The sequence below is a fragment of the Flavobacterium sp. 103 genome (assembly GCF_003096795.1).
Classification (GTDB): Bacteria; Bacteroidota; Bacteroidia; order Flavobacteriales; family Flavobacteriaceae; genus Flavobacterium.
Map to the genome: position 1 here is coordinate 2,103,543 of NZ_QENX01000001.1, position 20,393 is coordinate 2,123,935.

The 20,393-nt window shown below is 36.7% G+C and carries 16 protein-coding genes; 6 read left to right on the forward strand and 10 right to left on the reverse strand.

The features are described from left to right. Positions 1–272: 272 nt before the first annotated feature. A complete protein-coding gene (locus tag C8C85_RS08480) occupies positions 273–863 on the reverse strand; it encodes a hypothetical protein (protein WP_133243379.1) in 591 nt (196 codons plus the stop codon). Positions 864–1,197: 334 nt separating this feature from the next. Next, complete coding sequence (locus C8C85_RS08485) at positions 1,198–2,160, reverse strand: L-threonine 3-dehydrogenase (protein ID WP_116796684.1); 963 nt, start codon at positions 2,158–2,160, stop codon at positions 1,198–1,200. A gap of 262 nt (positions 2,161–2,422) precedes the next feature. Here C8C85_RS08485 and C8C85_RS08490 point away from each other — a divergent pair, with 262 nt between their 5' ends. Further along, positions 2,423–3,136 (forward strand): hypothetical protein, encoded by a 714-nt coding sequence (locus C8C85_RS08490; protein WP_173503086.1) that lies wholly within the window; start codon positions 2,423–2,425, stop codon positions 3,134–3,136. Next, entirely contained in the window at positions 3,117–6,497 is a 3,381-nt protein-coding gene (mfd, locus tag C8C85_RS08495) for a transcription-repair coupling factor (protein ID WP_243412092.1), read from the forward strand. Before C8C85_RS08490 ends, mfd begins: the two co-directional genes overlap by 20 nt. Before the next feature lie 160 nt (positions 6,498–6,657). On the opposite strand, the gene C8C85_RS08500 is transcribed toward mfd, so the two are convergent. Next, complete coding sequence (locus C8C85_RS08500; RefSeq protein ID WP_116796685.1) at positions 6,658–7,155, reverse strand: hypothetical protein; 498 nt, start codon at positions 7,153–7,155, stop codon at positions 6,658–6,660. A 128-nt stretch (positions 7,156–7,283) separates the two neighbouring features. Here C8C85_RS08500 and C8C85_RS08505 point away from each other — a divergent pair, with 128 nt between their 5' ends. Next, positions 7,284–8,213, forward strand: a complete 930-nt coding sequence (locus tag C8C85_RS08505; protein WP_116796686.1) for a helix-turn-helix domain-containing protein — start codon at positions 7,284–7,286, stop codon at positions 8,211–8,213. Between the two features lie 292 nt (positions 8,214–8,505). Beyond that, entirely contained in the window at positions 8,506–9,273 is a 768-nt protein-coding gene (locus C8C85_RS08510) for an SDR family NAD(P)-dependent oxidoreductase (protein ID WP_116798440.1), read from the forward strand. A 108-nt stretch (positions 9,274–9,381) separates the two neighbouring features. On the opposite strand, the gene C8C85_RS08515 is transcribed toward C8C85_RS08510, so the two are convergent. The 6 genes from C8C85_RS08515 to C8C85_RS08540 form a co-directional block, all read right to left on the reverse strand. Continuing rightward, positions 9,382–10,098, reverse strand: coding sequence for a (Fe-S)-binding protein (locus tag C8C85_RS08515; RefSeq protein WP_116796687.1), 717 nt, complete (start codon positions 10,096–10,098; stop codon positions 9,382–9,384). A gap of 127 nt (positions 10,099–10,225) precedes the next feature. Continuing rightward, entirely contained in the window at positions 10,226–12,331 is a 2,106-nt protein-coding gene (locus tag C8C85_RS08520) for an FAD-binding and (Fe-S)-binding domain-containing protein (protein WP_116796688.1), read from the reverse strand. A 20-nt stretch (positions 12,332–12,351) separates the two neighbouring features. Continuing rightward, positions 12,352–13,866, reverse strand: coding sequence for an L-lactate permease (locus C8C85_RS08525; protein WP_116796689.1), 1,515 nt, complete (start codon positions 13,864–13,866; stop codon positions 12,352–12,354). A 157-nt stretch (positions 13,867–14,023) separates the two neighbouring features. Next, entirely contained in the window at positions 14,024–14,680 is a 657-nt protein-coding gene (locus C8C85_RS08530; RefSeq protein ID WP_116796690.1) for an aspartate kinase, read from the reverse strand. A gap of 106 nt (positions 14,681–14,786) precedes the next feature. Then, the gene (locus C8C85_RS08535) at positions 14,787–15,146 is read right to left on the reverse strand and encodes a YraN family protein (RefSeq protein WP_116796691.1); all 360 of its coding nucleotides are present in this window, start codon (positions 15,144–15,146) and stop codon (positions 14,787–14,789) included. 88 nt (positions 15,147–15,234) lie between these two features. Beyond that, the gene (locus tag C8C85_RS08540; protein WP_410501037.1) at positions 15,235–16,242 is read right to left on the reverse strand and encodes an LD-carboxypeptidase; all 1,008 of its coding nucleotides are present in this window, start codon (positions 16,240–16,242) and stop codon (positions 15,235–15,237) included. 131 nt (positions 16,243–16,373) lie between these two features. Here C8C85_RS08540 and C8C85_RS08545 point away from each other — a divergent pair, with 131 nt between their 5' ends. Next, on the forward strand, positions 16,374–17,489 hold the full coding sequence (locus C8C85_RS08545; protein WP_116796692.1) for an endonuclease/exonuclease/phosphatase family protein: 1,116 nt from the start codon (positions 16,374–16,376) through the stop codon (positions 17,487–17,489). 98 nt (positions 17,490–17,587) lie between these two features. Here the strand turns inward: C8C85_RS08545 and C8C85_RS08550 are convergent, their stop codons facing one another. Further along, positions 17,588–18,538 carry an MBL fold metallo-hydrolase gene (locus tag C8C85_RS08550; RefSeq protein WP_116796693.1) on the reverse strand — a complete coding sequence of 317 codons (951 nt, stop codon included), beginning with the start codon at positions 18,536–18,538 and terminating at the stop codon, positions 17,588–17,590. A gap of 257 nt (positions 18,539–18,795) precedes the next feature. Here C8C85_RS08550 and C8C85_RS08555 point away from each other — a divergent pair, with 257 nt between their 5' ends. Beyond that, positions 18,796–20,349: an aldehyde dehydrogenase family protein gene (locus C8C85_RS08555; protein WP_116796694.1), complete on the forward strand. Its 1,554-nt coding sequence runs from the start codon at positions 18,796–18,798 to the stop codon at positions 20,347–20,349. The last annotated feature ends 44 nt before the right edge of the window (positions 20,350–20,393 follow it).

A 20,393-nucleotide genomic window follows, 5' to 3' on the forward strand; every position in this document is an offset into this window, starting at 1 on the left:
GAAAACGAGAACCACATATAGGAGTGTGAGCCTTAAGAATTTTAAAAAGAAAGACTATGAAATAAAAGAGACATGAATTCCTGGCATTATTGAAAAAGTTAGAATAACTTTTTCAGTCCAAGCCTTCGGCGGACAAAAAGTTGTTTCCAACTTTTTCAACAAGCCGCTGGTATGGAATTCTATACTCGAAAAATAACCGACATATAACCCTCTCAAAAGTTGTGAATAACTTTACGATGCTTTACATAGGAGTGGCTGTTGGCGGTAGTTTTTTAATATACAATACAATCTTTACTTTTCAGATAAAATCCTAAATTTTCTAATTGCTTTAATTTTCCAAGAGAATCTATAGAAACTAAAAATGATTCTTTAGATTCTGGACAACTATTATATTTCATAACTTTTAATTTGTACCCATTCTCTGTTTGAGTATAAGACCTACCTTTTTTGTCATTGGAATCTATATCATATTCATTTATTCTTGCAATTAAGAAAGCTTCTTCTACATTATCTATTTTGTTAATGAACCTTGCTAATTCTTTTTCTTCTTTTATGTAATGCCATTTTCCGTTTTCTAAAAAATTGATGTTATAATTGCAATATCCAGGTTGACAGCCTGTAAAGAAGCCTCCATTGTTTTCTTCAAAATTATATTTTTTCTTTAATTCTTTTTTTCCTTTAGAAAATATTACTTTAGGAGTAAACCCATAAACATAATTGATTTCCCAATACTCATAATTCTTGTTTGGAATAATTTTTTTTAATAAATTTTCAATACCTGTTTTTTCTGAATCTAAAGATTTATATTTTAAATCTTCGCAAGAGAGAAAAATTAAAAAAACAACAAGAATAATTTTTTTCATATGTTTGAAATTGTTCATTTTCGGAGGCAAAATTACCGCCAACTTATTCATATGTGTAACAAAATCACACAAAGCCATCCAAATTTGGTCGGTTTTGAGTGATATGCGTCACGTTTCTCTTTTTTTCAAATGTAGAAAATAATAATTAGAATCCTACACAGTATAATTTGCAACAAAAATATCTTTTGAACACCGAAGCCGCGTGAGGGACAGAAGTTAGCTACCGAAGTAGCGCGGATAGCCCGGCAGCATAAAGAAAAGGGACCGAATCACCGTATAGTGATTTGGTCCCTTTTCTTTATGGTGGCACGCCCAAGAAATATTAATTGGTGTGTTATTGTAAATCGGTGTTGTATTGAGGTGCTAGATTTTTCAGCATATCGACGGTCATCATTTCCAGGTCAAATTCGTGGTTCCAACCCCAGTCTTCTCTGGCGCGGGAGTCATCAATACTGGCAGGCCAGCTGTCGGCAATCTTTTGACGAAAGTCTGGTGCGTATGTTATTTCCAGTTCCGGAATGTGCTTTTTGATTTCGGCAGCAATTTCGGTTGGAGTGAAACTCATGGCGGCCAAATTATAGGAAGAGCGTATCTTAATTTGTTCAACAGGTGCTTTCATGATATTGATGGTGGCGGCAATAGCGTCGTCCATATACATCATTGGCATTTTGGTTTCGGAGTTCAAAAAGCACTCGTATTTTCCATCGCTTAATGCTTTGTGGTAAATGTCTACGGCATAATCGGTGGTTCCTCCGCCGGGTAATGTTGTCCAGCTGATTAATCCTGGGTAACGGACGCTTCTTACATCGACCCCAAAAATGTTGTGGTAGTATTCACACCATCTTTCACCGGCCTGTTTGCTGATTCCATAGACGGTTGAAGGTTCCATAATGGTGTATTGTGGCGTGTTTTCCTTTGGGGTTGTAGGGCCAAAAACGGCGATACTCGAAGGCCAGAATATTTTTTTTATTTTTCCGGCTTTCGCCAAATTCAAAACGTGAAACAATGAATTCATATTTAAATCCCAAGCAAAGGCAGGGTTTTTTTCGGCAGTTGCAGAGAGTAAGGCAGCCATCAAATACACGTCGGTAATTTGGTGAAGTTCTACCAAATGTTCGATTTGGTTAAAATCCAAGGCATTTATTACCTCAAATGGGCCAGAATTCACGACATCGTTATTCAGCTTTCGAATGTCAGAAGCAATAACATTCTCGGTTCCATAAATGGCTCTGAGTTCGTGGGTCAATTCGGTACCGATTTGCCCGCAAGCACCAATAATTAAGATCTTTGGATTCATTGTGTGTTGTTTTGAAATGCAAATATAACGATTTCGTAAATTATCAGGAATAAAGATAATCGTTTTTGTGGATATTGTAAAAAAATAGCTAAAATCAACAAAAGGTCGTAATTGTTGGTGTTAATATTCTGTCATTAAAATTATGATTGATATTGGCATTGAAATTGATATTGCCATTGAATTTTGCCATTGATATTGTCATTGAAATTGAAATTGCCATTGTAAATTTACTTTGTAACTTTGTGACTCAAATAATTTAGAAATGAACAATAAATTAACGCTACTTTTTTTGGTGCTTTTGATGCAGTTTTCGTGTAAAGACGACAATGATGTAAGACTTGCCGATAATTTAAGGGATGCAAAAAAGAAAGAATTAATTTTTAAAACAATAGATAAAGGGTGGAATTTTATTGATACCCCTATCAACACAACTTCAGAAGCTACTATGAAGACTTGGCCAGAGTGGAGAGCTTTTATGGAAGAGTTGTCCGTTAAGCCAAAGAAAACAATTACGGCTTTTCAAAAGAAAGCCAAGGCGCTATCGACCAAAGTGATGGCTTTGAACACCAATATTCCCACTCAATTTGACAACCCACAGATAAGAAGCCGAATTGCAACTTTGATTACCCAAGTTCGAATGTTGGATTTATATATTAATCTTGATAAAGTTTCGGATAAAAAAGTAACCGAACGTCTTGCAGAAATTAATTTGGAGCTGGTTTCATTGCAAAGACAAATGGATAAAATTGTTGAGAAAAGCAAAATTCCATTGGAAGTTGGAGAATCCGAATTATTGATGATGCTTGACACTACAAGAGCGATACAAGCAGGAAATCCAGCAATGCCAGGAAGTACGGCAACGCCCGGAAACCCAACATTACGCGGAAATCCGAAAATGCCAGGGAATCAGACAATACCTGGGAATCCGGGAGGTGCGACCAGTCCAAAAAATTCAAATGAACCACGCGTTGAGTAAAGCAACTATATATTCGGTTTATGATTCTTCTCCAAAAACGGCTCAGATTGTGGCGCGTTTGTTGGAAAACAATCAGGTAAAAATGCAATTGGACGGTTTGTTGGGATCTGCGGCTTCCTTTGTGATTCAGTCTGTTTTCAAGAAATCGGAACTTCCTTTTTTGGTGGTTTTGAACAACAAGGAAGAAGCGGCGTATTATTTGAACGATTTGGAACAAATGATAGGCGAGCAGGATGTATTGTTTTATCCGGGTTCTTTCCGTCGTCCATACCAAATTGAAGAAACGGACAATGCCAATGTTTTGCTTCGCGCTGAGGTACTCAACCGAATCAATTCCCGCAAAAAACCAGCAATCATCATTACCTATCCCGAGGCGCTTTTTGAAAAAGTGGTGACCCGAAAAAACTTGGATCAAAACACTTTAAAAGTAAGTTTAGGCGATAAGATTTCGATTGATTTCTTGAACGAAGTGCTGTTTGAATACGAATTTAAAAGGGTAGATTTTATCACGGAACCCGGCGAATTCTCTGTTCGTGGTGGAATTGTCGATGTGTTTTCGTTTTCCAATGACAATCCGTACCGAATAGAATTTTTTGGGAATGAAGTCGAAAGTATCCGCAGTTTTGATGTTGGCACACAATTGTCATTAGAGAAACAGAAAAAAATTACCATTATTCCGAATGTCGAGAATAAAGTTTTTCAGGAAAACAGAGAGAGTTTTCTAGATTATATAGCTGAAAGAACGGTTTTGTTTTTTCAAAACACCGAGAATCTTTTATACGAATTGGATAAGCAATTTGGCAGAGCCGAAGAAGCTTTTGAGAAATTATCCAAAGATATCAAGCACGCCACGCCAGAACAATTATTTCTGAACCAAAAGGAATTTGTAAAAAGAGCGTTGGATTTTTCGGTTGTCGAATTCAATTCTAAGCCTGTTTTTAAAACGACCAAAAAGTTTGAATTTCACATTCAGCCGCAACCGTCGTTCAATAAGCAGTTTGATTTGTTGTTGAATAATTTGAGCGATAACCATTTTAATGGGTATCAAAATTATTTGCTTTGTTCGAATGAGGCGCAGACAAAGCGTTTTCACGATATATTCGAATCTTTGGATGAAGCTAATTCCGAAAATATTCGCAAGCAATACAAGACGATTGTTTTGCCATTGTACCAAGGTTTCATCGATCAGGAAAATCAAATTACTTGTTATACTGATCATCAGATTTTTGAGCGCTACCATAAATTCAGCATCAAAAACGGTTATTCCAAAAAGCAGAATTTAACCTTAAAAGAACTCACGACTTTGTCCGTTGGTGATTATGTAACGCATATTGACCACGGAATCGGGAAGTTTGGCGGGTTACAAAAAATACAGGTCGAAGGCAAAACACAGGAAGCAATCAAGCTCGTTTATGCCGATAATGACATCGTGTATGTGAGCATTCACTCGCTACACAAAATTTCAAAATACAACGGAAAAGACGGAACACCACCCAAAATTTATAAATTAGGGTCTAGTGCTTGGAAGACTTTAAAACAAAAAACCAAAGCAAGAGTCAAACATATTGCATTCAATTTGATTCAGTTGTATGCCAAACGCCGATTGGAAAAAGGATTCCAGTTTGCTCCCGACAGTTACCTGCAAAACGAGTTGGAAAGTTCGTTTATCTACGAAGACACGCCGGACCAAATCAAATCGACCCAAGAAGTCAAAGCCGATATGCAAAGCGAGCGCCCGATGGATCGTTTGGTTTGCGGGGATGTGGGATTTGGAAAAACCGAGGTGGCGATTCGTGCGGCTTTCAAGGCTGTGGACAATTCAAAACAAGTGGCAATTCTAGTTCCAACGACTATCTTGGCGTATCAGCATTACCGTACTTTTAGCGAAAGGCTGAAAGATATGCCGGTTTCTATTGGTTATTTGAACCGCTTTAGAACCGCCAAACAAAAGGCTGAAACCTTAAAACAACTAGCAGAAGGCAAACTAGATATCGTCATAGGAACACACCAATTGGTTAACAAAAATGTGGTTTTCAAAGACCTTGGATTGTTGATTGTCGATGAGGAACAGAAATTTGGTGTTAACGTAAAAGACAAACTTAAAACCATCGCTGCCAATGTCGATACTTTGACATTGACGGCAACCCCAATCCCGAGAACTTTGCAGTTTTCGTTGATGGCAGCGCGGGATTTATCGGTAATTACAACACCTCCGCCAAACAGATATCCTATAGAAACGAATGTGGTTGGGTTTAATGAAGAGCTGATTCGCGATGCGATTTCGTATGAAATTCAGCGCAACGGACAGGTTTTCTTCATCAATAACCGAATTGAAAATATCAAGGAATTTGCCGGAATGATTCAGCGTCTGGTGCCAAATGCCAGAGTGGGAATTGGACACGGACAAATGGAAGGCGCTAAACTAGAGGAGTTAATGCTCGCCTTTATGAACGGTGAATTCGATGTTTTGGTGGCGACAACAATTATCGAAAGCGGATTGGACGTCCCGAATGCGAATACCATTTTTATCAATAATGCGAATAATTTTGGTTTGTCTGATTTGCATCAAATGCGTGGTCGGGTAGGGCGTAGCAACAAGAAAGCATTTTGCTATTTCATCTGTCCGCCGTATTCACACATGACCGAAGATGCAAGGAAACGAATTCAGGCTTTGGAGCAATTCAGCGAATTGGGAAGCGGTTTGAATATTGCGATGAAAGATCTTGAGATTCGTGGTGCAGGAGATTTATTGGGAGGAGAACAAAGTGGTTTCATCAATGATATTGGTTTTGATACCTACCAAAAAATCATGAACGAGGCCATCGAGGAATTAAAGGAAAACGAATTCAAAGATTTATACCCTGAAGAGAATAATATCGAAACCAAGGAGTATGTAAAAGACCTGCAAATCGACACCGACTTTGAATTGTTGTTTTCAGATGAATATATCAATAATGTCACGGAGCGTTTGAGCTTGTACAACGAATTGGCAGACGTGAAAAACGAGGAAGAACTGGTTGTTTTCCAAAACAAACTAATCGACCGTTTTGGTCCAATGCCTCCAAGAGCCTTAGCCTTAATGAACAGTATCCGCATCAAATGGATTGCCACTCGAGTAGGAATCGAAAAACTGGTAATGAAAAAAGGCAAGATGATTGGCTATTTTGTCTCCGATCAACAATCCGATTTTTATCATTCCAAACGTTTCCATAAAGTGATTCAGTTTGTGCAAACCCACAGCAATATTTGTGTTATGAAAGAAAAGCAAACCCCAAACGGTTTACGACTGTTATTGACTTTTGATAATGTGAAATCTACCAGAAGAGCTTTGGAATTGATGGAGTTGTTGGGCTGGGAGTAGAATAAAAATTTTGTTTAATGTTTGAAAACGAAACGATTAGTTAAACTCCAGCATTTGTTTTTAAAAGCCAATAAAAAAGATTGGTATGACGATTTACTTTTTAGATTAAATAAAATAACCGCTGATATTTCAACGGTTATTTTTATAATGTAAAGGGTTTTTAAGCTTCTGGTTGTTCGTATTGCCAACCTTCCTCAAGGAATTCTTGAACGATTACGCTGTATTCAGCGCCGACTTTTTCAGAAAGAATATCGGTATTAAAAACTATTTTTTCAGTAATATAATTTTTAAGCAAAAAACCGGCAACTAAAACAATTAAAGCAGGTATAATTGCGCTTGTTAAAGTATCCAAACTGAAAGAGAACAACATTGGCAAAACAAGTATTATACCAGCTGCGATAAAAATATATTTTTTGGCCTTTGTTCCCGATTCATCATGTATGGATTTGCAACTTTCACATCTGGGAACACCAATAGATACTTTGTTAAAATTTACTTTTCGTACCACAAGATAATTAGCTCTTTTTTGTTCAAGATAAAGGGTTTGGAAAAAACAGCTGTCCATCAATGACATTTCTTTTTTTCGGCAGAAGCTGCACTTCTTTTCAATAGGTTCAATCCTTTTTAATGTTTGATTAACAACGTATTTTTCTTCCATAATTTATTTGGTTGTAGGTTAATAATTTAAGCTAAAATATGAAAAATGTTTGACTTTATTAATTTTAAAATGGGGAAAGCAGTTAGTTGTAAATAATCGTATATTTGATTTTTACAAATTCATTTTCCATGAAATCAAAATCAATAGAGGATTTCTACCAGGAAATTTCCGGTGACTCCAGTATAGAAACAAGCTCATTATTACCCAAGGATATTCAAAAAGAAATTGGACATTTCAATGTTTTCAATATCAAAGAACTTTATGAAAGGCTAAAGGAAAAGTCTTTTATGCCTTATGACCGAAGAGCCTATTATAAAATAAGCTTGATTCGAGGCAAAAACAGAGTGGAGTATGCCGACCGCATAGTCGAAATAGAAGAAAATGCACTTTTATTTGCTACACCCAAAATTCCTTATAATTATGTTCCGCAGGAGACCCAACAATCCGGACATTTCTGTGTTTTTACCACAGAGTTTTTAACCAAGGACAAAAGCGGGATAGATTTGGATAAACTACCTATTTTTAAAACGGATGGTTATCCCATTTTTCAGTTAACGGAAGAAGATACTGTTGCTGTTGATTTGATTTTCAAAAAAATACATCAAGAAATCAATTCGGATTATGTGTATAAATATGATTTGATTCGGAACTATGTGGCGGAGCTGATTCATTTTGGACAAAAGCTGCAACCTGTGACGGCATTATATTCCAAACATAATTCGGCGGCTAGGGTTTCTTCCTTATTTGCAGAATTACTCGAAAGACAATTCCCTATTGAATCGCCTCGTCAACGCTTGGAATTAAAATCGGCTAAAGATTTTGCAGCTCGTTTGGGCATTCACGTCAATCATCTCAATAAAGTTCTAAAGGAAAATACAGGAAAAACAACCACCGAATTAATAAGCGACCGGTTGATTCATGAGGCCAAAATTTTATTGAAAGAAACGGATTGGAACATTTCGGAAATAGCCTATTCACTAGGTTTTGAAGAGCTGGCACATTTTTCTAATTTTTTCAAAAAGCAAACAGCATTTACTCCTATAGCTTTTAGAGTTTAAACAAATAAGAGATGTAAGGCCAACCCTTTTTTTTACCAGATAAGGAATATAAGTTCGTTTAAGTTGGATGATTATTTAATAAGGAATTCGAAAAATAAAATCTGTCGAATCTGCTTGAAAATAATATAATGGCACGCAGATTTTGCAGATTTAAAAGGATGTTTTTAGCTGTCTTCTTTTTTGGCTAAGGAATTATACTATTTGAATTTTGCAAACTCTCGATTGATATTTGCAATTGGAGAGCTTCACTTCTGAAGTAATTTTGTCCTATCAATTTAAAACAAAATATAAGATGGTAAATTCAAACAATAAAATAGCATTAGTTACAGGAGGAAGCCGCGGTTTAGGAAAAGATATGGCTTTGAATCTTGCCAAAAAAGGGCTTGACCTTGTACTAACTTACAACAGCAAAAAGGAAGAAGCGGACATTGTTGTAAACGAAATCGAAAAACTGGGACAAAAAGCAGTAGCCATTCAATTGAATGTTGCTGAAGTAAACAGTTTTGAGTTATTTTTTCAAAAGGTTGAGACGGCTTTGAAAGACACATTCGCAACCGATAAAATCGATTTTTTAGTCAACAATGCAGGTGTTGGTCTTCACGAAAGTTTTTCGACAACCACCACAAGTCAATTTGATGACTTGGTTAATATTCAGTTCAAAGGACCATTTTTTCTAACTCAAAAAGCATTAGGAGTTATGAACGATGGTGGAGGAATTGTAAACATTTCGTCAGGATTGACCCGTTTTTCATTTCCAGGATATGCTACTTATGCAAGTATGAAAGGAGCTATGGAAACATTGACCAAATATCAGGCAAAAGAATTGGGAGCTAGAAAAATCAGAGTGAATATTGTTGCGCCAGGTGCCATTGAAACTGATTTTGGCGGTGGAGTAGTTCGTGACAACGAGCAATTAAATCAGCAGATTGCTTCAGTAACGGCATTGGGACGAGTAGGTTTACCCGATGATATTGGAAGTGTAGTTGCCTTTTTGTGCACTGATGAAGCCAAATGGGTGAATGGACAACGCATCGAAGTTTCGGGAGGAATGAATTTGTAGAAAAGGAAAAAGGATAAAGAAATCAAAAACTCTTTATCCTTTTTTAATTTATGAAAATTAGTGACCCGAGGGAAAGGGAACAAACGAGGCAAATAGGTATTGAATCTTTTACCGCGTTACTTCCTCAATCAAATAAAAAATCGATTTAAAATCGATGCCACTCATTTTCTCAAAACCTATTTCACAGGTTCTACTGGTGGAATAGCCTTCTTTGCAGTTGGTAGGAATCTGAGCTTTTAATTCACGCAATCCGTGTTCATTCAATTCTGGGATAAGGAAACCTCTGTCTCCGGCAAAACCGCAACAATTGCTGTCAATTAAGGTGACTTTCTCGGCACAAAGTTTAGACAAGGTCACCAATTGTTCTGTTTTTCCAATTTTTTTGACGGAACAAACCGGGAAAACCGCTATCGTATCTTTTTTGTTTTTTACTACTAATTGTGGCATCACATAATCCAACATAAATTCGATAGGATCAACAATTTTTAAGGCTTTCGAAAATTCTTCTTTCGAATGGTAAAAACAAGGGCTCATGTCATACAAAATTGGATATTTTCCGTTTTCTGAAGCGTTCAAAAGGTTGTTTTCCAATGCCTCGGATTGTTCATGGTTGGCTTCGGCAAAACCCTTGCTTGAAAAAGGCATACCACAGCAATGAGTATCTATGGATTCAGGATAAATTATAGTGAATCCGGCACGAACCAATAACTGATGTGTCAGTTCGGTCAATTGAAGATCATCAGAGTCTTGGAAACGATTTTTTCCCATGCTTCTGTTGATGCAGGAAGGGAAGTAAACGACTTTTAAATCAGCGGTTGTATTCATTGCTTTTTCATTAAAGGTTTTGACCGCAGATTGCTGCGCCTATTCGCTATTGCTCGGGTCGCAGATTTTCAATTATAATTTTTCAAATCTTTGACTAAAAATTAAAAAATAATCTGCGAATCTGTGGTTAATTTTTCGTGTTAATTTTATCGGCTCCTTTTGGCATTTCGGGAATCCATTTCGGGATTTTCCCAAAAGTGATAAAATGGGACACATTGGACAATGCCGTCATAATAGTGGTTCCAAGAATAGCGTGAAAAAAGGAAACGATTTTTAATCCCGTTCTCACAATTGATGTAGTTCCTGCCATGTGTGAGCCAATGTATGCTGCGACTTTTTTATTGCCGGAATTCAATTCATTGGCACGCCAGGTTTTCACAAATTTTCCGGTGTCGATATGTACGGGGCATGCCAAGGCGCAAAGACCGTCGGTGGCGCAGGTCTCATCCAGTTGATAGGTAACATCTTTTCGGATGTCGGCCAATCGCTGCAGGTCGTCATTTGTTTCTTCCAATCGACTGATTTCTCTGGCAATCACAATACGTTGACGTGGAGACAAAGTCAAGCCTTCGGATACGCAATGCGGTTCACAAAAACCACACTCCATACATTTGTCAACAATATCGTTGCATTCCGGAAGCGGTTTTAAATTTTTGAGATGTGCTTTTGGATCAGGATTGATCAGTACGTCTGGGTTAATTTTATTATTGGGGTCAAAAATATTTTTGATGCGTTTCATGATTTCGTAGGCCGTAGATCCCCATTCTTTTTCCACAAATGGAGCCATGTTGCGACCCGTTCCGTGTTCGGCTTTTAGGGAACCGTTAAAACGATCAACAACCAAAACTGCCAACTCGGACATTAGTTTTTCGTAACGATCCACTTCGGCTTGGTTCGAAAAGTCTTGTGAGAACACAAAATGCAGGTTTCCTTCCAAGGCGTGGCCAAACAAAACAGCATCGTGGTATTCGAATTTTTTGAACAAATCTTTCAGTTCCAAACAGGCATCGGCCAGTTGTGGCAAAGGGAAAGCGACGTCTTCAATAATTACCGTTGTTCCATTTTTTCGCAGCCCTCCAACTGTTGGTAATAAACCTTTTCGGGCTTTCCAGTTAAAATAATATTGTTTGGGATCGCTCGTAAATTTATACTCTGTATAAGTTGGAATGGATTGAATTTGCAATCGAATTTGTTCTTGTTTTTGTTTTAAAACAACCAAATCATTGTCTCGACATTCCACCAATAAAGCACAAGCAGATTCAGGTAAAGTTTTGAAATAATCAGGCGCATCATCGTCATTCTCGACTGAGCGAATGGATTCTCTGTCCAATAATTCTACTGCTGCAACAGGACTTGATTTCAACAAAATAGTGGCATTACAGGCATCCTGAATCGTGTTGAAAAAAATCAATGAACAGGATTTGTATTTTTCGTCAATGACTGTTTTGAAAGTTACATTCGAAATAAAAGCCAAAGTTCCTTCAGACCCCACCATTAGATGTTTTATGATATCTATTGGCTCCTGATAATCGACCAAGGCATTGATACTATAACCAGTCGTATTTTTTATTTTAAATTTATTTTTGATTTGATTGTAAAGCGTTTCATTGCCTTTAATTTCATCTCTAAGACTTTCGATTTCTTGAATTAAAGCAGTTTGATTTTTCTTGAAAGCTGTAATGCTTTGCGCATCGGCGGTGTCCAAAATAGTTCCGTCATGCAATACAATTCGAATATCCGCTATGGTTTGATAGGAGTTTTGCGCTGTTCCGCAACACATTCCGCTGGCATTATTGGCTACTATACCACCAATCATACAGGCGCCGATCGAAGCTGGATCTGGTCCGATTTTTAAACCATGCGGTGCCAGAAAAATATTGGCTCTGGCACCAATGATTCCAGGTTCTAGTTTTATTTTTTGATTGTTGTCAAAAAGCTCCTGATTTTTCCAGCCGTGAGTTGCAACTACCAAAACTGAATCGGTAATGGCCTGGCCGGACAAACTGGTTCCGGCAGCACGAAATGTCAAAGCAATATCGAGTAATTTAGCCTGTTTTATAATTTCGATTACTTCGGTTTCGTTATGCGCCAGAATCACAATTTTTGGAATCAGTCTGTAAAAACTGGCATCGGTTCCATAAGCAAGTGTTTGTAATGGATTGGTCAAAATACGTTTGGGATCAATAGAGACTGATAAAATGTCTTTTAACTTTTGATAAGAAGGAGCTAACATAGCATTTGTATTTTAAATATTTATTTTCCAAAGAAGTACACCATTAAACTGGCGACAATTATGTAAAATATGGCATAAGGTAGTGCTTTTTTCATAATTTCCCCTTCTTTTCCTTGTTGATTACAGGCTGAAGTGGCGATAGCAATACTTTGTGGAGAGATGATTTTTCCGCCTGTCGCTCCAACTGTATTTGCGGCAGCAAACCAGCTAGGTTCTCCTCCAATTTGTTGGGCAACATGGGCCTGAAGTTTACCAAATAGTATATTGGAAGAAGTGTCGCTACCAGTCAAAAAGGCACCTAGACAGCCAATTGCCGGCGCAAACAGCGGATAAAAAGTACCCGTTGCAGTGGCGATTGCGGTTCCCAACACTACAATCATACCGGATAAATCCATTATGGTGGAAAGTACAATTAGACTGGTTACTGTTATATATGTTTTCTTTAATTGAAGAAACGTTTTTCCAAGAACCCCTAATAGCTCTTTTAACTTTGCTCCCTGCAATAATCCGCCAATTACCGAACCTAAAAACAGCAGGACTCCACCATCTGTCAACCAAAATATCTTGATAGTTTTTACGGATCCATTTATGGTTAGCTCTATTGGAGTTGCTGCTATAGATTGCAGAAAAGTCCTAAAGTTGTTGAACAAAGGACTAGTGCCAATAATGAACAGCAAAATCAAGCCATAGACAGCCCAAGCGTTCATAATCTCTTTGGAACTTTTGCTTTCCAAGATAGTATTATCATCTTTTTTGGCGGTTAATTTTGCCCAAATAACGATTACAATAATCGAGGCTATACTTCCCAAAACGGCTGGAGTTTCTATCCCGATATAGATAACCGAATAGTATTGAACAGCAATCGAAACTGCTCCTACGACCAAACTTAAGGCAATATTTTTCGGTAATGATTTTATGCTGGGATCAGTTAGAAATACAATAATAAAAGGAATAATTATCATTAAGGGAGACAATTGGAACACGACTTCGCTCCCCAAACTTTGTAAATCGGTATGGCCTATTTCTATGGCAACGGCTTTTACGGGTATTCCAACAGCGCCAAAAGCGGTGGGAACACTATTGGACAATAGACTAACTAATGCAGAAAACAAAGGTTTGTATCCTAAACCAATCAGTATCGCTGCCGGTATGGCAACCGCCGTCCCAAAGCCGGCCATTCCTTCGAGCAATCCACCAAAACCCCAAGTCAGCAATAGAACCTGAATGCTCTTATCTGTGGAAATGTTGGAAAATTGAAATTTTAAAACTTCCATTTTCTTGGTATAAACCAATACATTATAGCTGTAAATTGCCATTATGATGATTAAAATTATCGGAAAAATAGCTTTTAGTGTGCCGTAAACTATTGAGAGGCCAATAGAAGATGTTGAAAACTTAAACCCAAATGCTGCCAAAAGAATTGTGACTATCAAAGTATATAAAGCACTTTTGTCACCAGAAATTTTAAGAAAACCTAGTAAAATTATTAAAAGAAAAACAGGAGTTAAGGCAAGGAAAATAGCTAAATAATCCATAGGCGTAAATTTTAACGAAAAAATTAGTCTTATAAAATTAATGAAAAAAGAATCATATAATCAATTCATTTATAATATTTTACTTAAAAAGTATAAATAAAAAAAAGGCAAAACTATGAGTCTCGCCTTTGAACTATTTACCTAAATTAATTAAGATTTAGTTTTTCAAATCTTTAATCACTTTGAAAGCTACGTCTACTTCATTTTCACTAACCATAATCGTAAATTCATTAGAAGTTGAAATTACCTCGTTGATGATAATTCCCTCCCAAGCCAAACGTTGGAAAATGAAATAATAAATTCCAGGAACTACAATATTCTCTTTAGGTAATTTTACTGTTATTGAAGCTAAATTATCCAATTTCTGAATTAATTTTTCAGAAGCAAAATGTTTTTCAACCAAGTGATTGACACTATTGCTCACTACAATATTAGTTTCATTTACTCCTTTGGATGAGGTATAGAAAATATCTGGTAACGAGTTGATGTCAGTAATCAAATCGGCTTGTTTGTTCAAAACAGTATCTGAAACTGCATATGTATAATCCGTCAAAGCAGATCGTACGGTGATTTCACCTATGTTTTTTATTACTTTATTTATTTTATGATTTAGTCTAAAATCTAACTCTTCGGTCAAACGTTTCAAAGCCATCACCACAGCTCCTTGTTTTACTTCTTTTCCAAATTCACTTTCCAATTCGGTCATAATATTTCGTGACAAAGAAGTCAAATTGATAATACCAAGTGACAATGCATTCAGCAAAAAGGGCTTTGTTTTGATGTAATTTTCAACGATTGAGGAAACTGTTTTCATAATGTATAGTGGTTTTTACGTAGTTAGTACTTAGTTTTCGGTTTTAAAACTGATGCAAATATACATAAAAAACAATTTGTTACAAATATAACATTGTTAAATTTCTTTAAAAATGAAAAAAAGCGTCTATAAGGTGTTCAATGGCAAAGGATTTACCTTCTTTGTAGATTGCGATGATATCGAAGCGGACATCAGTATCCAAATCTTTTTCGTTTACGTATGCGTCTACGGCTTTTACCAAAAGTTGAATTTTTTTTGGTTTTACAAAATCTTGTGGTAAACCAAATTCGAGAGATGAACGTGTTTTTACTTCTACAATGGCAAGTGTATTTTCTATTTGAGCAATAATATCAATTTCGGCTTTTTGATAGGTCCAATTGGTTTCAAGTATTGAATAACCATTTTTTTTGAGATACTCTACTGCTAACTCTTCTCCGAGTTTTCCAAGTTCATTGTGTGAAGCCATAGTGATTTTAGATTAGCCCCCCAACCCCCGAAGGGGGTTGTTGTTGTGTAAAATATTTTCAGGTTTCTAGGAATTCCCCCTTCGGGGGTTAGGGGGCTTCAAAAACTACCGTATTACAACTCTCATTAACATCCATACTCACGATATTACCCATAATTAAGGCTCTGTTGTCGTGAACGTGTCCTGCTGGGAAATTATAAAGAATAGGAATGTTATATTTTTGCGTTACATCTTGAACAATTTCATTTGCGTTTTTCCCCCAAGGAATATCATTGTCTTTCATCTTGGTCATCCCGCCCACAATAATTCCTTTGATGCTTTCAAGACAACCATTGCGTTTCAGGTTCATCATCATTCGGTCAATGTGGTAAAGATATTCGTCAAGATCTTCTATGAACAAAATTTTATCGGTACAATCAATAGAAGATTTGGATCCCAATAAACTATATAAAATGGATAAATTTCCACCCACCAATTCACCGGTAGCTTTTCCAAAACGATTCATCGGGAACGGATCGATTTGATATGCCAAAGGATCACCAAACAATGCTGTTCTCAAAGATGAAATCGACTCGGGAGCTGTTCTTTCAACGCTAACAGGCATTGTGCCGTGAATGGATTTGTAGCCCATTGTATTGAGATGATTGTGTAAAACCGTAACATCACTAAAGCCCACAATCCATTTTGGGTGCTGTTTGAATTTGGTAAAATCCAATAAATCAATCATTCGAACCGTACCATATCCGCCACGGGCACACCAAATTGCTTTGATATTTGAATTATCCATTTGATGCTGAAAATCGGCGGCGCGTTGTTCATCGGTTCCTGCCAATTGATTCAAATCCAATCCGATGGTGCTTCCAACAACGACTTCCAAACCCCATGAATGCAATAAATCTATAGTAGGTTTTAGGTTGTCATCAACGTTTTTTCTGGCGGTTGCCACAATGGCAACGGTATCTCCTTTTTGTAAATAAGGTGGTGTGATCATAGTAGTTTGAGCTTGACTGTTTATAGATTGTAAAACAAAAATAAGCAATAGCATTGGATACAAAGCACCTTGTTTTTGGATAAAAGAAAATGGATTGGTATACATGCGGAACTTTTTTTCGAAATGAATTGTTATATGGATTCTGTCTTAAAGCAAAGATATACATTTCTTAAAGACAATAAATAATTGTAATCAAATTACTATATTTACTAAACTAGAATCTATTTAAGAAAATAATGACTATCAAAAAAACCTGTTTCTACCTGATTTTATTTTTTTTAATTTCAAAAAGCAATGCGCAAACCAAAGCTTTTGCGATACATACAGTGGCTTTCTACAATTTTGAAAATTGCTTTGACACCATCAATGATCCGGTTACCAATGACGAGGAATGGACGCCAACAGGAAGTCAACATTGGGACACAAAAAAATATCACCAAAAATTAGAAAATTTAGCTCGGGTTTTATCTGAAATTGGTACAGGTGAAAATCCAAATTCCCCAACATTCATAGGTGGCGCAGAAATTGAAAATCAAGACGTGCTCGAAGATTTAATCAAGCAGCCCAAATTGATTGACAAAGAATATGGAATTATCCATTTTGATTCACCCGACAAAAGAGGAATAGACGTTGCTTTGTTGTACCAAAAGAAACAATTCCAGCCCACGAGTTACATTAATATTCCATTGTATGTGTATAAAGGAGAACAGCCAGTTAAAGAGACTCCAAAAACAGATGCTGTGGAGAATATAGAAACTGAGGATGTCATCCAAGTGAACACCAAAAACTATCGGGTTTATACCAGAGACCAATTGCTGGTAACCGGTTTTTTAAATGGGGAAGAAATTCATATTATTGTCAATCACTGGCCATCACGATCTGGTGGGGAAAAGAAAACAAGTCCATTTCGAGAAGCGGCGGGAGCTTTGAACAGAAAAATTATTGATTCTTTGCAACACATTAATCCTAATGCCAAAGTGATTACGATGGGAGATTTAAACGATAGTCCTTTTAATAATAGTGTAAAAAAAGCGCTTGGAGCCCGAGGAAAAATGCAGGAAGTTGGGGAACTTGGGATTTACAACCCATTCGAAGAAATGGCCAACAAAGGATTGGGAACGATTGCTTTTCGAGATTCTTGGGATATATTTGACCAAGTGATGGTTTCGGGTTCGCTGTTGCAAAAGGATTACAGTTCTTTTCAATATTGGAAAGCGGGAATTTATAACAAACCTTTTTTAATCCAAAAAAGCGGAAAATATAAAGGCTATCCGTTACGCCATTCACTTACCGAAATTGGTTTCAGCGATCACTTTCCTGTTTATATTTATTTGATAAAGGAGAAAAGGTAAAGATTTTAACCGCAAAGGACGCAAAGGTTAATAGTTTGAATGTAAAGTTAAGTACGCAAAGCTTTGCGTACTTCGCGGTTAATTTTTTTCTCTAGGATCTACAATTCAAAACGTTTTCCTTGTTCAGGGAATAAAATTTGTACTCCTAAATCATTTCCTTTTTGTAATTGCTCTTTAATTTTTACAATGTTTTGACTTGGCGGTTTCAAATGGGTGATGATAATTTTGAAGTTTTTCATAGCTCCTTTCCCAGTCAAATCTTCCAATTTGTGGAGTTCTTTCATTAAATGTTTGGGAGTTAAATGTCCGAATAATGAAGAATCTGGCTGTTCATTTGGAAAAGAGACTTCAATAAAAATTCCTCTCAATTGCTTGCTTTTAACCAAAGGAGCGATTGTTTTCCATAATTCGCCTAAATCATTGCTCTTCTCAACGGAATCAGGTCCTGTATCGCCCAAATACAAAACAGCATCTTTTCCGTTTTTGATTAAAAAAGCAGTACTTTCAAAAGGATTCACATGACTTAGCGGAAATGCTTTTACAGTCATTGTGGTATTCGTAATTTTGGTTTCTTCTCCAATAGTAAGAGTTTGGAAGTGATATTTTTTCAATTGAAAACCAGGTCCTTCATCACCAAAATTCACCCAAGTCTCTTCATTAAAATAATGCTTTTCCATTGACTCCATACATTTTTTTGTAGCATAAACAGTTTTGGAAGAATCAGCAGGAGAATTAATAATCAAACCCGAAACGTGATCCAAATGCGCATGGGAAATGCAATATCCTTTGATGTATTTCCTTAAAACTTCACTTGTTGAAACATTGAATACTTTATTCGAAATTGCTTTTTCAATCCCTGCGTTTATAGTTCCCGCATCGAGACAGATATAATCGTGAGTATTTATGGGAGTAACCAAATAGGCCGAAAGATTTTTTTCGTCAATACCGCCTTTTACGCCCAAAGGAACTACATCAAAAGCAGCTTTTTGTGCAAATAGTTGTGCTGATATCAAAAATACAACGATGAAGTATCGATTGAAAGAAGTCATGTTTAAGTGGTTTTTAAAATTTTTATTTCAGATTATAAAATTACTTCCTTCTTTTTTAATGGATGTGTTTTTTTGAAAAAATCGATAGGAACCCATTAAAATGCTATAATTTTACTATTGCATAATTTAAGGTTTGGATGTTTATAAAAAAGTCGATTTTATTCCAATTTTGATTTTAACATCCTGAGAGTATCAAAATTGACCTTAAAATAATATCTTTACGCAAAAATATAACAATTTTAACTAAAAAAGTTACAATGACAACAATAGCAGATCAATTTGGGATGAAAGAGGCATTAGCGCAATTGGGAGTTAAAGCCATAAACGAAGGAACTTCGACAGGTATTAATCATTTTTCAAACGGAGCAATCCTAGAAAGTTTTTCGCCAGTAGATGGTAAATTAATTGCTTCTGTAAAAATGAGCACACCTGCAGATTACGAAAAAGTAATGCAAACTGCTACCGAAGCTTTCAAAACATTTCGATTGATGCCAGCACCACAACGTGGAGAAATTGTGCGTCAGTTTGGAGAGAAATTGCGTCAAAATAAAGAAGCTTTAGGTAAATTGGTTTCTTATGAAATGGGGAAATCATTGCAAGAAGGATACGGTGAAGTTCAAGAGATGATTGATATCTGTGATTTTGCAGTAGGATTATCACGTCAATTGCACGGATTAACGATGCATTCTGAGCGTCCAGGACACAGAATGTATGAGCAATACCATTCTTTGGGAGTTGTGGGAATCATTTCAGCTTTTAACTTTCCGGTAGCTGTTTGGGCTTGGAATACAGCACTGGCTTGGATTTGTGGTGATGTTTGCGTTTGGAAACCATCAGAGAAAACACCGTTGTGTGGAATCGCCTGTCAAAATATTATCGCTGAGGTAATCAGAGAAAATAACCTTCCAGAAGGAATTTCTTGTTTGATTAATGGAGATTATACAATAGGTCAATTAATGACTGCCGACAAACGTGTGCCTTTAATATCGGCTACGGGTTCTACTCGTATGGGTAAAATTGTGGCTCAAACTGTTGCAGGTCGTTTAGGAAGATCATTATTAGAATTGGGTGGAAACAATGCAATCATTGTAACGCCAGATGCCGATATCAAAATGACGGTTATTGGAGCTGTTTTTGGAGCAGTGGGAACTGCAGGACAAAGATGTACTTCTACTCGTCGTTTGATTATTCACGAAAGTATTTACGATAAAGTGAAAGATGCTGTTGTATCAGCTTACGGACAATTGCGAATTGGAAATCCATTGGACGAGAAAAATCACGTTGGGCCATTAATTGATACACACGCAGTTGAAATGTATAATAATGCATTAACCAAAGTTGTTGCCGAAGGCGGAAAAATTCTGGTTGAAGGAGGAGTACTTTCTGGAGAAGGTTACGAAAGCGGTTGTTATGTAAAACCAGCTATTGCCGAAGCGCAAAATTCATTCGAAATCGTACAACACGAAACTTTTGCTCCGGTTTTATATTTGATCAAATATTCTGGAACCGTTGAGAATGCAATCAACGTTCAAAATGGAGTAGCTCAGGGACTGTCATCTGCGATTATGACCAACAATTTGCGTGAAGCGGAACATTTCTTATCTGTTGTAGGATCTGATTGTGGAATTGCCAATGTTAATATTGGAACTTCTGGAGCCGAAATCGGTGGTGCTTTTGGAGGAGAAAAAGAAACAGGTGGAGGTAGAGAATCTGGTTCTGATGCCTGGAAAGTGTATATGCGTCGTCAAACAAATACAATCAATTATACGACCAGTTTGCCTTTGGCACAAGGAATAAAATTTGATTTGTAGGTAATTATAATTCATAAAAAAAGTGGCTTGTTTTTGTTAACAAG

Excerpts from the sequence above, each read along its gene's own strand:
- C8C85_RS08480 (WP_133243379.1), bottom strand. The coding sequence starts at position 863 with ATGAAAAAAATTATTCTTGTTGTTTTTTTAATTTTTCTCTCTTGCGAA.
- C8C85_RS08485 (WP_116796684.1), bottom strand. The coding sequence starts at position 2,160 with ATGAATCCAAAGATCTTAATTATTGGTGCTTGCGGGCAAATCGGTACC.
- C8C85_RS08490 (WP_173503086.1), top strand. The coding sequence starts at position 2,423 with ATGAACAATAAATTAACGCTACTTTTTTTGGTGCTTTTGATGCAGTTT.
- mfd (WP_243412092.1), top strand. The coding sequence starts at position 3,117 with ATGAACCACGCGTTGAGTAAAGCAACTATATATTCGGTTTATGATTCT.
- C8C85_RS08500 (WP_116796685.1), bottom strand. The coding sequence starts at position 7,155 with ATGGAAGAAAAATACGTTGTTAATCAAACATTAAAAAGGATTGAACCT.
- C8C85_RS08505 (WP_116796686.1), top strand. The coding sequence starts at position 7,284 with ATGAAATCAAAATCAATAGAGGATTTCTACCAGGAAATTTCCGGTGAC.
- C8C85_RS08510 (WP_116798440.1), top strand. The coding sequence starts at position 8,506 with ATGGTAAATTCAAACAATAAAATAGCATTAGTTACAGGAGGAAGCCGC.
- C8C85_RS08515 (WP_116796687.1), bottom strand. The coding sequence starts at position 10,098 with ATGAATACAACCGCTGATTTAAAAGTCGTTTACTTCCCTTCCTGCATC.
- C8C85_RS08520 (WP_116796688.1), bottom strand. The coding sequence starts at position 12,331 with ATGTTAGCTCCTTCTTATCAAAAGTTAAAAGACATTTTATCAGTCTCT.
- C8C85_RS08525 (WP_116796689.1), bottom strand. The coding sequence starts at position 13,866 with ATGGATTATTTAGCTATTTTCCTTGCCTTAACTCCTGTTTTTCTTTTA.
- C8C85_RS08530 (WP_116796690.1), bottom strand. The coding sequence starts at position 14,680 with ATGAAAACAGTTTCCTCAATCGTTGAAAATTACATCAAAACAAAGCCC.
- C8C85_RS08535 (WP_116796691.1), bottom strand. The coding sequence starts at position 15,146 with ATGGCTTCACACAATGAACTTGGAAAACTCGGAGAAGAGTTAGCAGTA.
- C8C85_RS08540 (WP_410501037.1), bottom strand. The coding sequence starts at position 16,242 with ATGTATACCAATCCATTTTCTTTTATCCAAAAACAAGGTGCTTTGTAT.
- C8C85_RS08545 (WP_116796692.1), top strand. The coding sequence starts at position 16,374 with ATGACTATCAAAAAAACCTGTTTCTACCTGATTTTATTTTTTTTAATT.
- C8C85_RS08550 (WP_116796693.1), bottom strand. The coding sequence starts at position 18,538 with ATGACTTCTTTCAATCGATACTTCATCGTTGTATTTTTGATATCAGCA.
- C8C85_RS08555 (WP_116796694.1), top strand. The coding sequence starts at position 18,796 with ATGACAACAATAGCAGATCAATTTGGGATGAAAGAGGCATTAGCGCAA.